Annotated in this window: 14 protein-coding genes and 1 pseudogene; 14 read left to right on the top strand and 1 reads right to left on the bottom strand. The window is 48.4% G+C overall.

What is annotated here, in order from left to right:
- Nucleotides 1-44: 44 nt before the first annotated feature.
- The 12 genes and pseudogenes from D3P08_RS20630 to D3P08_RS20580 all read left to right on the top strand — a co-directional run bounded on the left by D3P08_RS20630 (nt 45) and on the right by D3P08_RS20580 (nt 9,619).
- Complete coding sequence (locus D3P08_RS20630; protein WP_119602013.1) at nt 45-815, top strand: DUF695 domain-containing protein; 771 nt, start codon at nt 45-47, stop codon at nt 813-815.
- Nucleotides 816-1,002: 187 nt separating this feature from the next.
- On the top strand, nt 1,003-1,482 hold the full coding sequence (locus D3P08_RS20625) for a DUF2975 domain-containing protein (protein WP_119602012.1): 480 nt from the start codon (nt 1,003-1,005) through the stop codon (nt 1,480-1,482).
- Between the two features lie 6 nt (nt 1,483-1,488).
- A complete protein-coding gene (locus D3P08_RS20620; RefSeq protein ID WP_119602011.1) occupies nt 1,489-2,256 on the top strand; it encodes a DUF817 domain-containing protein in 768 nt (255 codons plus the stop codon).
- 63 nt (nt 2,257-2,319) lie between these two features.
- Nucleotides 2,320-2,934 carry a LysE/ArgO family amino acid transporter gene (locus D3P08_RS20615; protein ID WP_119602010.1) on the top strand — a complete coding sequence of 205 codons (615 nt, stop codon included), beginning with the start codon at nt 2,320-2,322 and terminating at the stop codon, nt 2,932-2,934.
- Nucleotides 2,935-3,053: 119 nt separating this feature from the next.
- Entirely contained in the window at nt 3,054-3,596 is a 543-nt protein-coding gene (locus D3P08_RS20610; protein WP_119602009.1) for a sigma-70 family RNA polymerase sigma factor, read from the top strand.
- Nucleotides 3,572-4,831, top strand: a complete 1,260-nt coding sequence (locus D3P08_RS20605; RefSeq protein ID WP_162848549.1) for a DUF4179 domain-containing protein — start codon at nt 3,572-3,574, stop codon at nt 4,829-4,831. The genes D3P08_RS20610 and D3P08_RS20605 overlap by 25 nt, the downstream gene beginning before the upstream one ends.
- 199 nt (nt 4,832-5,030) lie before the next feature.
- Nucleotides 5,031-5,462: a DUF2975 domain-containing protein gene (locus D3P08_RS20600; protein ID WP_206098989.1), complete on the top strand. Its 432-nt coding sequence runs from the start codon at nt 5,031-5,033 to the stop codon at nt 5,460-5,462.
- A gap of 10 nt (nt 5,463-5,472) precedes the next feature.
- Complete coding sequence (locus D3P08_RS20595; RefSeq protein WP_119602006.1) at nt 5,473-5,694, top strand: helix-turn-helix domain-containing protein; 222 nt, start codon at nt 5,473-5,475, stop codon at nt 5,692-5,694.
- A 172-nt stretch (nt 5,695-5,866) separates the two neighbouring features.
- A complete protein-coding gene (locus D3P08_RS20590) occupies nt 5,867-6,427 on the top strand; it encodes a GNAT family N-acetyltransferase (RefSeq protein ID WP_162848548.1) in 561 nt (186 codons plus the stop codon).
- 57 nt (nt 6,428-6,484) lie between these two features.
- Nucleotides 6,485-6,904, top strand: a pseudogene (locus D3P08_RS27760) (GNAT family N-acetyltransferase); the annotation flags it as partial.
- A 39-nt stretch (nt 6,905-6,943) separates the two neighbouring features.
- Complete coding sequence (locus tag D3P08_RS20585; protein ID WP_170160267.1) at nt 6,944-8,119, top strand: NAD(P)/FAD-dependent oxidoreductase; 1,176 nt, start codon at nt 6,944-6,946, stop codon at nt 8,117-8,119.
- A gap of 99 nt (nt 8,120-8,218) precedes the next feature.
- A complete protein-coding gene (locus tag D3P08_RS20580) occupies nt 8,219-9,619 on the top strand; it encodes a VWA domain-containing protein (RefSeq protein WP_119602003.1) in 1,401 nt (466 codons plus the stop codon).
- A gap of 102 nt (nt 9,620-9,721) precedes the next feature.
- Here D3P08_RS20580 and D3P08_RS20575 read toward each other — a convergent pair whose 3' ends face one another.
- Nucleotides 9,722-10,774, bottom strand: a complete 1,053-nt coding sequence (locus D3P08_RS20575; protein WP_119602002.1) for an oxidoreductase — start codon at nt 10,772-10,774, stop codon at nt 9,722-9,724.
- Between the two features lie 155 nt (nt 10,775-10,929).
- Here D3P08_RS20575 and D3P08_RS20570 point away from each other — a divergent pair, with 155 nt between their 5' ends.
- Together D3P08_RS20570 and D3P08_RS20565 are read left to right on the top strand one after the other, a co-directional pair.
- A complete protein-coding gene (locus D3P08_RS20570; protein ID WP_119602001.1) occupies nt 10,930-11,358 on the top strand; it encodes an Lrp/AsnC family transcriptional regulator in 429 nt (142 codons plus the stop codon).
- Between the two features lie 62 nt (nt 11,359-11,420).
- Nucleotides 11,421-12,995, top strand: coding sequence for a DUF5050 domain-containing protein (locus D3P08_RS20565; protein WP_162848547.1), 1,575 nt, complete (start codon nt 11,421-11,423; stop codon nt 12,993-12,995).
- The last annotated feature ends 21 nt before the right edge of the window (nt 12,996-13,016 follow it).

The raw sequence follows: 13,016 nt of genomic DNA, 5'->3' as shown, positions 1-13,016 counted from the left end.
TTTCTATGGTAATATGAGGAATATCCTCTTAAGGCGGTGCAGAAATGTCGGACAATTGGAATACATACATGACCTATATCGATCATAAACCAGCATCATTCTTGTTAGATTTAGACCCTTGGGGGAGCGGGGAGTATGATCATTTCATCCATTTATATCAGCTTCGGCTCGTTTTAAATGAACCAACGGATGAAGGCCTTACGACCAACGAAGAGGCGTCTGATTTGTATGCGATAGAGGACGCCATCCATGATGTATTGAGCGGTCATTATTTGTTTGTCGGAAGAATTACAACGGATGGCAGGAGAGATTTTTTTTACTACACGGATTCGGACGATGGCAGTGAGTTAAAGAGGCTTGCCGCCAAGCATATTGTAAGCCACAAGTATAGCGTGGACCGAGTTGAAGAACAGAGCCCAAGATCTTTCTACGAGCAATTTCTTTATCCGGATCAGCTTTCTTGGAAACGGATGCTTAATAGACAATTGGTGGATAAATTGACCGAGCTCGGTGATGATTTGAGAAAGCCTCGGCCCGTCAATCACTGGATCTACTTTAGCTCCGAGGAGTCTTGCCGGCTCTTCATGAAGAAGGTTCAAAAAGAGGGTTTTCAGATTGAAGAGCAGAACCGTCAACAGGATCGGTATTCGCTTAGAATTTCCAGAAAAGACGAAGTTCAACTTCATGCCATTAACGAGGTCACCGATTTTTTAGTCCACGCAGCGCAGGAATGCAATGGGGATTACGACGGTTGGGAAACGCAGGTCATCGAGCAAAAGAGTATTCTAGGCGGATTAAAAAAGATGTTCCGGTGAAAGGTTAGTTTAAATGCTTCTGAAATCATACTTCGTTAAAAACCGCGGAAACGCGGTTTTTTTTGTTAAGAAGTGATGTCAGATGAAATAACAATCAATATATATTTATTTGCGTCTAAAATATATTGTAATTCAATAAATCCTGTGCTAAACTCAACTTGAAAATTACGAGTGTGAGGTGCCGGGGATGAAACAAGGAACAACTCTCTTTTTGAAAATAACGATAATAGTCATTGGATTGGCGGCATTGGCTGTTTGTATCTGGGTATTGCCTGGCATCGCCAGCAGAGATGCGGAAGCGCATCCCGAAACGGCGTACTTGCAGTATCCTTTTCTAATAAGCGCGTATGTATTGGCTATTCCGTTTTTAGCAGGCTTATATCAGACTTTGAAGCTTTTAAACGAGATCGACCGGAACAGAGCGTTCTCGGAATACGCTGTTAAAGCGTTGTGGCGTATTAAAAATAACGCCGCTCTAGTCAGTCTCATCATCGCAGCTGCCGTCTTGTACGTCATGGCAGGCATGGGAGGAGACAGGACGGGGGTTATCATGCTGGGCTTCATCGGCCTATTCGCTTCCAGCGTTGTTGCCGTTTTTGCCGCTCTTCTTCAAAAGGTGCTGCAAGATGCCATCGCCATTCAAGCGGAAAATGAATTGACGGTCTGATGCCCGATGAAACCTATCCTGCAACTGCTGCATTTTGGCTATCATCAGGCGATGAGCTGCATTTTTCCTGTTGCGATCTTTGGAACGTTATTTCTGTCCAGCGCAATTGAGATCCCCTTCCTTCACCGGTACGATGCTATACTAATCATCCTGCTCCTCGTTCAGTACATCATGTACCGCAGCGGATTAGAAACTTGGGATGAGATAAAGGTCATCTGTGTGTTCCATCTTATTGGTTTGCTGCTCGAGATATACAAGATTAAGATGGGTTCATGGTCATACCCTGAGCCGGGTTATACGAAGCTGCTCGGCGTTCCGCTCTACAGCGGCTTCATGTACGCGAGCGTTGCAAGCTTTATGTGCCAGGTGTGGCGCCGGTTAAAGATGGATATGACCGGCTGGCCGGGGCTCGTTCCAGCTGGATTACTTGGGGGCGCCATCTATTTAAACTTTTTCACTCATCATTTTATCCCGGATTTCCGTTGGTGGCTGACGGCGCTCGTCGTCATTGTCTTTTGGAAAACATGGATCCTATTCCGGGTTCGAGAGACGACGTACCGCATGCCTCTGACCGTCGCATTTTTCCTTGTCGGCTTCTTTATTTGGCTGGCGGAGAACATCGCGACCTTCTTCAACGCTTGGAAGTACCCGGATCAGCATCTTGGCTGGCAGATGGTCAGCTTCAGCAAAATCAGTTCATGGTTTCTGCTGGTGATCATAAGCGTCATCATTGTGGCCCAGCTCAAGCACGTGAAGGCCAGCCGGAAAAACTAGTTTACTTGCGAATCAAGTTATGATAAATTCTTGGGACAACTTAGAATGAGGAGAACTTGATTTATGCTTACCGCAATTATTCAGGGGATCATTTTGGCGGCCGGCCTTATTCTGCCGTTAGGCGTACAAAATGTTTTTGTATTCAATCAAGGCGTGACCCAGCCTAAATTTTACCGGGCGCTTCCCGTGATCGTAACTGCCGCTCTTTGCGACACGGCTTTGATTGCTTTTGCCGTTCTTGGGGTATCTGTCATCCTATTCGCTGTCCCGGCTGTCAAGACGATATTATTTGCGGCAGGTATCGCCTTTCTACTCTATATGGGGTTTGTCACTTGGAGAAGCAAGCCGAATAACAGCGCTTCTAGAGACGAAGCTTTGTCTCCTCGAAGGCAAATCGCTTTCGCCGCATCGGTCTCGTTACTGAATCCTCACGCTATTCTCGATACGGTCGGGGTCATCGGAACGAGCTCCGTATCTTATCACGGGCAGGAGAGGCTGGCCTTTGCGCTTGCCTGTATTTTGGTGTCCTGGATCTGGTTTTTCATGCTTGCCATCGTCGGGAGACAAGTGGGTAAATTAGATAAATCCGGCCGGTTTATTCTTGTGCTGAATAAATGTTCAGCAGTTATTATGTGGGGAACCGCTGTTTATCTCATCTCGCTTATCCTTCGCTTTTGAACCTTATTGCAGCTGGTCACAATGATCGGCTGCTTTTTTTATGAATCTAACACGATTTGAAACCTTGTTGACGTTCCCTGCATCTAACATACGTCGAAACGAAAGGGAGGAGGGGTGCGATGGATATTGCAGGAGATGTGAAGCAAGCTCAAAAAGGGAACTTGCACGCCTTTGAGCGCTTGATTCAAACCAACAAGCTGATCATGTACCAAGTGGCCAAAACGATCCTTACGAACGATTCGGACTGTGCGGACGCTATCCAGGAAGCGATACTGAAGGCATTTGAGAAAATCAAGACGTTAAGAGAACCGGGCTATTTCAGAACCTGGCTGCTCCGTATTGTAATCAATGAGTGCAACTATATTCACCGGCAAAATAAAAAAGTGATTGAGATTCATGAGCGGATGGCGCCCTTAACCTCATCCGAGGAGAACGGCTATGAGAAGGTTGAATTGGAGCAGTTATTAGAGTCATTGCCTTCTGAGGAAGGCAGCCTTCTGAAGCTTTATCACATCGAAGATATCTCAATCAAGGATTTGGCCGAAATCTATCAGAAGCCAGAGAACACCATTAAGACCTGGCTGCGCCGGGCACGCGAGAATGCACGCAGCATATGGGAGGAGCAGGAGGGATATCAATGGAAAAGTGGGAGCAGGAATTAATAAAGCAGGTCAACACGCCTTTGCCTGAACATGTCGATCAACGGATCCATCTTACCTTAAACCATTTAAAACAAAATCATAAAAAGCCTACTAAGCTCCGTTACATAGCTGCTGCGGCGGCAGCATCCCTAGCGATTTCATTAGGTCTGTCGGCAGTGAATCCGAATTTTGCGGAGGCCATGAGGTCGCTGCCTCTCATTGGTTCCGTCTTCGAGCTGGTCGGTCACGACGGACTGAAAAGAGGAAGCCAGCTCCGCTTGGCGGCAGAAATAGGCCAAGAGGTTCAGATTGGCGAACAAAGGGTTACCCTTACGGAGAGCCTCTACGACGGCTCCAGCATTCATCTCGGCTTGGTCATCCATCCGCCGATTGACGAAAACGAACCTACCTCGATCGTGAACGATATCGTCTTTACAATCGATCACAAGCGGCCGTCTAATCTTGGTTACGGGTTCAGTATGGAAAAGCTAAAAGACGGCACATTTGCGGGAACCTTAAGTATTGATGTGGAGGAGCGGCTGCCTGATCAGTTTTTGCTCAGCCTATTATCTTCCGATGAGACCAAGACCTATGCTGAAATTCCTATCGAACGGCAAGGAGGGTATCAATCCTTTACGATCGACGAGACAAGAGTCTGGAATGCGATTGAAGTGAATTACGAATCGATTACTTTATTCCCGACGTCCACTCAATTAGCTCTTCTGTTCAGAAACACCTCATCTCCGTTTTGGGAGATCCAGGTGTCTGACGATCGGGGACGTCGTCTGCGGCCAACTGGCGGCCGCGGCAGCTCACATAAAGAAAGCGGCTCGTATACCTACTCGTTTGAGCCGCTTGAGACGATTCCGAAGCAATTGACAATCAAACCATACTTTAGCAGTATCGACACATCGAACAAAACGCGCGCAGTATGGAAGGGGGTGCCGGTCACCCTTTCACAAGGAATGGCGGGATCGGTCACCGTCCTCGATCAGGAACTCGTCAATAACAGCTTAACGATTACGTATGAAATTGCGGGAGAAGGCGTTTTCGAGCAAGCCCGTCACATCTGGCTTGAGGATAGCAAAGACATTCCGATCCATAGCGATCGTCCGCCAATACGAATTCAAGGCACCGATTCCTATCAATTGACCTTTTCCAACATATCAAATACCGATTCCATTTCGATTTGCACCCCACAGATCAACATTCATTACCTGCAGGATCTCGAAGTCACTGTAGATTTGAAAAGCTGAACGAGTATTGGAGCAGCTGCCGGCCGGCGGTTGCTTCTTTTTGCTGTTTTAGGATAAAAAAACAACAACGATATATTTTATTACGATCTAAATATATTGCAAAACGATAAATATTGTGCTAAAGTCAATATGAAATCAAACAAGTGAGGTGCTTAGCGTGAAACGAGAGACGCTGTTTTTAAAGCTAACTGTTATCCTAATGGGGATTCCGATTCTGGCCGTGTGCATTTTTGCGCTGCCGAGGATCGCAAACGAAGCAGCGGATTATTTTTCGGCTTATTGGGTGTTCCCTGTAATAACCATCATGTATGTATCCGTCATTCCGTTTTTTGCCGCCCTGTATCAAGCATTTAAGCTTTTAACCTTGATTGACAAGAGTAACGCGTTCTCAGAGCTGTCGGTAAAAGCATTAAAAAATATCAAATACTGCGCCTTCGCAATAAGCGTGTTGTACGTGGCGTCCGAGCCATTCCTCTATCTTATGGCGGAGAAGGATGACGCCCCAGGTCTCATTGTCATCGGGATGGTTATTATTTTTGCGTCATTGGTCATCGGAGTTTTTGCCGCTGTTCTCCAGAAGCTGCTCAAGAACGCCATCGCTATAAAATCAGAAAATGATTTGACGATCTGAGGTGAAAAACATGGCTATTATTATTAATATTGATGTGATGTTAGCGAAGAGGAAAATGAGTGTGACGGAGCTTTCCGAGCGGGTCGGCATTACGATGGCGAATCTTTCGATTTTGAAAAATGGAAAAGCGAAAGCCATTCGACTGTCGACGCTAGAGGCGATTTGTAAGGCTTTGGATTGTCAGCCCGGCGATCTGTTAGAGTATAGAATGGATGAAGACTCGCAAGATTGACGAAGACATTCGTGAAAAACAGGAGGCAGAAGCTGTGGCGGCTGCTCCCTGTTTTTTTGCTGTTACAGCCGCTTGCCGTTAGGCTAACTGCTGGCGATTCTGTTTTTTGGCATGATACAATGATGGGGATGTGCAAAGATTCTTAATAAAGTGGTGAACAGCACTGTTAGCTTTGGACTATTGGATAACCGAAGAATGGAATGAGTCGCAGTGGCTTGCTGCAGAGCGAATCTATGAGCAAGCTTTCCCGCATGGCGGCAGGAAAAACCGCGACATCATTCGCCGCATGTTTGAAAAACGAATGTGCCAGCTGCATACGATTGCCCATGAATCCGAAATCGTTGGGATGGCGCTAACCGGAATCGATAAACAGGTCGGAGCATTGCTGATCGATTATATCGCGATTCGCGAGGATGTTAGGGGCAGCGGTTACGGCAGACTTTTGCTCAACCGCATTAAGGAGTGGGCGCAGTCGGCTGCCAGCTGCAGAGGGATCATCGTCGAAGTGGAAGCCGAAAGGACGGAGGAGAATAGCCGGCGAATCCATTTCTGGGAAAGCTGCGGATTTCATCTCACCGACTATCTCCATCATTATATATGGGTTCCGGAGCCCTATCGGGCGATGGTTATGAGCTTCGAAGAGAGTAACCGTCTGCCGCATGACGGGAAGCTGCTGTTCCGCAGCATCACGAAATTCCATGAAAGAGCGTATCGGCGTTCGAACGGACAATGAAGGGGCGGCTAGACGGAGAAAAGGAGGGGACAAGCCATTAAGCTACTATTTCCACGCGTGAATACCGCAGAAGAGATCGAAGAGGTCGCACGATTGGCGTCGGCCATCTGGCGCGAATATTATGTATCCATCATTTCGGACGAACAGATCCATTATATGGTTGGCAATTTTCAATCGTCTTCAGCGATAACGGATCACATTCAAGCGCAAGGGTATGAATATTTTTTTATTCGGCTCGATCGCTCTACAGTCGGTTATTTAGCGGTTAAACAAGAAGCAGGGAAGCTCTTTCTCAGCAAGTTCTATATCTTGAAAGAGCACAGGGGCCGAGGTTATGCGAGTAAAGCGATGGACTTCCTGGAGGAGCTGTGCAAAAAACGGAGTCTTTCCCATATCTGGCTGACGGTCAATCGGCATAATGAATCCAGCATTGCCGTTTATAGTAAGAAGGGCTTTCGGATCGTACGGGAACAAATCGCAGAAATCGGGAACGGGTTCGTCATGGATGATTACATCATGGAGAAAGACGTTTCAGCGTCAAGCGTAAAAAGCGTCATTGTCATAGGCGCCGGTATCTTGGGTGCGTCTACGGCATACCAGCTGGCGAAAATGGGGGCGAAAGTCCTAATCATAGACCGACAGGACCAGGGACAGGCGACCGATGCCGCAGCAGGCATTATTTGTCCTTGGTTGTCGCAGAGGCGGAATAAGGCCTGGTACCGGTTAGCGAAGGCCGGCGCAAGCTTTTACCCTGGATTAATCGAGGAGCTTACAAAGGAAGGCGAAACCGAAACAGGCTATGCCAAGGTAGGAGCTCTTAGCATACATGAGGATATGGCGAAAATCGCCAAGCTTGAAGAGCGGGCGCAGCAGCGCAAACCGGATGCACCGGAAATCGGCGAGATCACCCGCCTAGATCCGCAAGAAACGATCGCGCGGTTTCCTTTGCTCGCAGATGGCCATCATTCCGTACATATAAGCGGCGCCGCCCGCGTCGACGGCCGAGCGCTGCGCGATGCTCTCGTTCGGTCCGCGCAAAGGCACGGGGCTGCATTCATTCGCGGGGATGCTGAAATACGTTATGAATCGCACCGAGTCATTGGGGCTGCTGCCGGAGGCGAGTTTTTCAAAGCAGACGCGGTTATCGTGTGCGCAGGCGCTTGGGCCCGGCAGCTTCTTCAGCCTTTGGGCATTGCGTTCAAGGTTGGTTATCAGAAAGCGCAAATTATGCATGTACAGGCTGCAGATCAGTACGAGACTGGCAGCTGGCCGGTCGTTATGCCGCCATCCGATCAATATTTGCTTGCGTTTGAAGACTGGAGGATCGTAATCGGAGCAACTCATGAAGATGATATAGACGGCTATGATACTCGAATAACTGCGGGCGGCATGCAGGAAATTTTGAATAAAGGGATGATGGCTGCGCCTGGCTTGAAGAACGCCTCATTCCGAGAGGTTAGAGTCGGATTCCGTCCCCATACACCTGGATACTTGCCGGTAATCGGCCAATTTCCGGGATGGGAGGGACTCTACTCTGCCAACGGTCTTGGAGCGAGCGGCTTAACGACGGGCCCTTTCATCGGCTGCCAATTAGCCAAGCTGGCGCTTGGCATGGAACCTGATTTTGATTTGAACGACTACGATATTCGAAATGCAATCGAAGGAGAAGAGGCAGGACTTAAGACGGATTAGGAAGAAAATGGTTAACGGGACTTATTTCCCTATCCTTCCATATTTGGGCCGTGTTACGATAATGGCTGTTACACTCCATTTTGGAAGGGGATTATTGTTTTGTACAGCGTAAGTAAAGTCATAGTTGCCGCATGCCTTATTGGTGCGATGCTCATTGCAGGCTGCTCCAAAAATGATGAGCCGGATGCAGAAAAACCCACGATTTCAGAATCGCCAACGCCTGAGCAGTTGTCATCAGCAAACGAGGACAAACAGCTGCAAGAGCCTGATCAGCTGGAATCTTTCCTCGCTGAGTGGGAGAAATTGCCGCCTATACCGTCAACAATTACCGAATTTATCGAATATCCGGTGGGACGTTTTAAAGGGATCGAGGAAGTGGAAGGGAATGCTGAGGTAGAAGCGTTTTTGGCGGAGCTTCCTGTTTTGCCTGTAGATGCAAGCACTAGGGATGTGGAGCTCTATTTTACTTATATATACAGCTTATTCAAGCCTGATCTTCCCGACCCGCGGGATATCTCCGTCGAATACGATAAGTCGCTCCCGGACGGCGCAGATCCAATTACGCCCGAGCTTCAGAAGGACGCTTATAATGTAGAAATTGTGCTGGATGCAAGCGGCAGCATGGCGGAGACAATTGACGGGCAAACCCGGATGGAGCTGGCTAAAGAGGCGATCGCTGCATTTCTTTCCTCATTGCCGGAAGGCGCAAATGTCGGTCTTCGCGTATATGGCCATAAAGGAACCGGCTCGAATAAAGACCGTGAGCTGTCCTGCGCGGCCAACGAACTGGTTTACGAGGTGAAGCCGTACGACAGGCCGGAGCTCGACGACGCTTTAGACAGCTTCAAGCCGGCGGGATGGACGCCGCTCAGCAAAGCGATTGAGCTTGCCAATTCGGATTTATCCGAATTCGAGGGCGACAACAACCGCAATATTCTATATATCGTAAGCGACGGCATTGAAACATGCGGAGGCGATCCGGTGAGGTCGGCGGAGCTGCTGAAGCAATCCGATGTGAATCCGATTGTCAACATTATCGGGTTCGATGTCGACGATGAAGGGCAGAAGCAGCTGAAGGAAGTAGCAGAAGCGGCGGGCGGAACCTATACAGACGTCAATAATCAGGATGAGCTGAAGGCGCAGTTCGAACAAAGCCGCGAGGAAGCGTTGAAATGGCACAATTGGTATTTGGAAAGCAGAGGAAAAGCCTTGGAAACGAGAGGCGATCATTTTGATCAAATCATCGATTGGCGAGACGAATTTACCGATAAGATGAACGTTTCCTACGGAGCATATTTGGATTCCATCAACTTTTTGTCAGGCGCTGACAAGATTAACGGGGACCAAAGAGACGTCATGCTCGATTATTACGGGCAGTTAAGAGATCATGAGATGGACGAATATGAAAGAGTCAGCGATGAGCTCTTTGAACTGCAAGATCTAGAGTTCGAAGAGGCTTATAAACGAATCGAGGAAATTTTTGGCTCCAAGCAGCAATAGGCGGATTACATGCAGCTGCATAAACGATGGACATATTTTAAGGGAAGGCCGCTTAGCAGCGGCCTTATTTTTTATTCGAATACCCGGATAGGGAATATCGGCTTATAGCAGATTTTTTAAATGAATATTCGAGTTATAGGGGATAAGCGGCTGTCCGTTTCGAATTCGATGCACAAAATCTGCATTGGCCAGCAGCGGACGACCGAAAGCGGCCAAATCAATTACGCCCGAGCGAATGGCATCCGCAGCCGAATCGGCCGATAAACCGCCAACGCCAATCACGGTCCCGTCCCAGCGTTTGCGCACAAGCTCGTGCAGCGTTAGACCGTTCGACAACGGCTCTGCAAACGTGTTAGTCGAAGGGTGGAGGATGCGCAGACCTGCCCCGCGGAACATTTCGAGGTACGCCGCGACGTCCTCTTCGGGATCCGGCCAACGGTAGGACGGCTGGTCATCTTTAAGCTCGGAGAAGCGTACAACAACACGGTCCATACCCGCGGCATCGCCAACGGCTGCGAGCACTTCCTTCAGAAGCGTCAAACGGCCTTTACGGTCTCCGCCATAACGGTCGGTTCGGAGATTTGTGACCTCGGCAGCGAACTGGTCGATTAAGTAGCCATGCGCGCCATGAATTTCGACGCCGTCGAACCCCGCTTCCATTGCATTCCTTGCCGCTTGCCGAAACTGAAGCACAACCTCTCGAATCTCATCGATTGTCATCGCCACAGGGATGGCATAGGGCTTGCGAAGCCGATGAACCAGCCCCTCGGCTTGCAATGCTGAAGGTGCATGGGGGGCTGCGCCGCCGATTAAATCAGGATGGGTCAGTCTGCCGACATGCCACAGCTGCGCAATAATCGTGCCGTTATGTTCATGTACCGCATCTGTCACTTTCCGCCATGCGTTTACCTGCTCCTTCGCATAGATTCCAGGCACTCCGTAAGTTCCTTTTCCGCGGAAAGTTGGGGTTATTCCTTCCGTGATGATCAGCCCGATTCCATCCTTCGCGCGCCGGCGATAATACGCGACAACCTCTTCGCCCACTGTCCCCTTGGCATCATCCGCAAATCCGCGGGTCATAGGCGCCATCACAATCCGGTTCCGAAGCTGCCAGTTTCCAATACGCACAGGCTGCAGCAACTCGTTCGTCTTCATCGTACATCATCCTTTGACTTTATCTATTTTCTTGGTTTAATTTTATATAATGAGGAAAGGAAGAACCATAGAAGATACAAGGTTAATCTGGCAAGATGGCTTAAAAACCTATTTATTTCGTGGGATGTAACTTAAAAATAAAGGAGGGTGTATGAATGGACGAATTAGACAAACAAATATTGGTGGCGCTGCAGGAGCAAGGCCGAATCTCAATGACAGACTTAGGCAGAACGGTCTCCTTGTCGCAGCCCGCCGTAACCGAAAGAGTGCGGCGCTTGGAAGAGAAAGGCATTATCGACCACTATCGCGCCGTCATCTCGCCGGAAAAAATAAACAAATCAATCTCCGCGTTTGTTCTGTTCTATACCAAAAACTGTGATTCATTTGTTGAATACTGCCGAGAGGCAAAGGATGTGATAGAGCTGCATCGGATCAGCGGACATCAATATAATTTCCTCGTCAAGATTGTTACGGAATCTCTGCAGTCACTAGAGCTCGCGATTAACAAGCTAGGCGCTTATGGCGACTCGACGACACTGATTGTCCTCTCATCGCCGATTAAGCAGGATCTTCTGATTCCTTAAATGAATACATGCAACTTTCTTCCTGCTATTGGCGTTTGAGTAAGAAAAAGGAGGTGCCGCGCATGATGAGAAAAAGATGGATAAGCCGTGCTTTTTTGATTTCTATTTGCATAAGTTTACTGGTGCCTGCGGGACCAATAAAGGCTGCTGACTCCAATGTAAAGGTTACGCTGCCGACATTTGACGTAAAGCTGAACGGGCATACGGTCGAAAATCAGTACCGTCAATACCCCTTGTTGGTTTACCGCGGTATCACATACTTTCCAATGACATGGGACGATACGAGATTGCTAGGGCTTGAGGCGACCTGGACGCAAGAATCCGGCCTAAACATAAAGCAAAGCCCGGTATCTACATCGTATGCGCCTTACAAGACGAGTAAAAGCAACGCGAGTGCTTATAACGCGAATATTGCCGCATCGGTCATCACGGTCAATGGCAAGGCGATAAACAATACAAAGGAAAAATATCCTTTATTGACCTTCCGGAACGTTACCTATTTTCCGCTGACCTGGCGATTCGCGCATGACGAATTTGGTTGGGACTACAAGTGGGATGCCGCAAGCGGGCTGAGCATTACGTCTCATAATCCGCAGCTGCAGCCGGCAGGCCTGCCCGCGTATGCAGTCGATAACGATATCGCCGTTTTTAACGGGTATTATTATTTCGTTCAAATGACAGGTACGAAGAACCATATTTACCGTGCTCCCATCAATCAGCCTTCTGCCAAGGAGGAGATTTATTCTTATAGCCTCGAAGGTTCCGATGAAGCATGGAATCCGGTGAAAGTAACCTTCCAAGTCCGCGATAACGCGCTGTGGTTTCGTTATCATCTAGGCGGAGGCGTGTCGGGCTCTGACCAGTACGTAAAAATAAACGACAACGGTAAAGCGGAGCTTCTGCATGATGGATATTTGGATTTTCGTGAAACGCCTTACGGCACGTTGATCGTCCGTCTCGGCTCATCCGCTTTTGAAGGCGGCAACTTATATTTATCCTTGCAAGGGGAACAGAAGAAAGTCGGGGATTCCGATTTAATGTATGCGGTTACGCGCAGCGGCAGCAGCTGGTCGCTAGCAGGCGGCGACACCTCCTACATCGCTGTCAACGGTAACGATGCGTATGTGCTGGCTTCACGTAATGAAGCCGATGCGAATAGCATTTATAGAATTAACCTAAAAACCAATAAAACGGAGAAGATCGTGAGCTCTGGCGTTAGCTTTTTCCAGGTTGCCGAGAATAGGCTCTACTACGTGAAAGATAGGGACAAAGCTTTATATTCGTCAAACCTGGACGGAACGAAGGAAAGAAAGCTGTCCGACAACGCCGCAGCTTGGTTTGGTCTAGTAGACGGAAATCTCTTTTACACAACGGAAAAAAATGCAAACCAGTTTGAACTGTACAAGATTGATTTGAACGGGGAAGACACGCTTGTATGGGCTTCGCCGATTACTGGCGTTCAGGTATCGAATAACAAGCTGATATGCCGGATTAGCGGGAGCGATAACGTCATTCTGTTGGATGGCTCAGGCCGGTTACGGTTAAAAGTTGAAGAGCCGATTTCCCGTATTTTCACGTCAGATAAGGAGCTGCTGCTCTACAGCGCGAAACTGAATGGGCTTGCGATTATTCGTTAAAAAACATAGCAAAATAACGGA

This window comes from Paenibacillus nanensis, assembly GCF_003583765.1.
Taxonomy (GTDB): domain Bacteria; phylum Bacillota; class Bacilli; order Paenibacillales; family Paenibacillaceae; genus Pristimantibacillus; species Pristimantibacillus nanensis.
Note: the sequence above shows the minus strand (reverse complement) of the source record. Positions and strands in the feature narration are given on the sequence as shown.

Coding starts and splice junctions, on each gene's coding strand:
- D3P08_RS20630 (WP_119602013.1), top strand. CDS start 45: ATGTCGGACAATTGGAATACATACATGACCTATATCGATCATAAACCA.
- D3P08_RS20625 (WP_119602012.1), top strand. CDS start 1,003: ATGAAACAAGGAACAACTCTCTTTTTGAAAATAACGATAATAGTCATT.
- D3P08_RS20620 (WP_119602011.1), top strand. CDS start 1,489: ATGAAACCTATCCTGCAACTGCTGCATTTTGGCTATCATCAGGCGATG.
- D3P08_RS20615 (WP_119602010.1), top strand. CDS start 2,320: ATGCTTACCGCAATTATTCAGGGGATCATTTTGGCGGCCGGCCTTATT.
- D3P08_RS20610 (WP_119602009.1), top strand. CDS start 3,054: ATGGATATTGCAGGAGATGTGAAGCAAGCTCAAAAAGGGAACTTGCAC.
- D3P08_RS20605 (WP_162848549.1), top strand. CDS start 3,572: ATGGAAAAGTGGGAGCAGGAATTAATAAAGCAGGTCAACACGCCTTTG.
- D3P08_RS20600 (WP_206098989.1), top strand. CDS start 5,031: ATGGGGATTCCGATTCTGGCCGTGTGCATTTTTGCGCTGCCGAGGATC.
- D3P08_RS20595 (WP_119602006.1), top strand. CDS start 5,473: ATGGCTATTATTATTAATATTGATGTGATGTTAGCGAAGAGGAAAATG.
- D3P08_RS20585 (WP_170160267.1), top strand. CDS start 6,944: ATGGAGAAAGACGTTTCAGCGTCAAGCGTAAAAAGCGTCATTGTCATA.
- D3P08_RS20575 (WP_119602002.1), bottom strand. CDS start 10,774: ATGAAGACGAACGAGTTGCTGCAGCCTGTGCGTATTGGAAACTGGCAG.
- D3P08_RS20570 (WP_119602001.1), top strand. CDS start 10,930: ATGGACGAATTAGACAAACAAATATTGGTGGCGCTGCAGGAGCAAGGC.
- D3P08_RS20565 (WP_162848547.1), top strand. CDS start 11,421: ATGATGAGAAAAAGATGGATAAGCCGTGCTTTTTTGATTTCTATTTGC.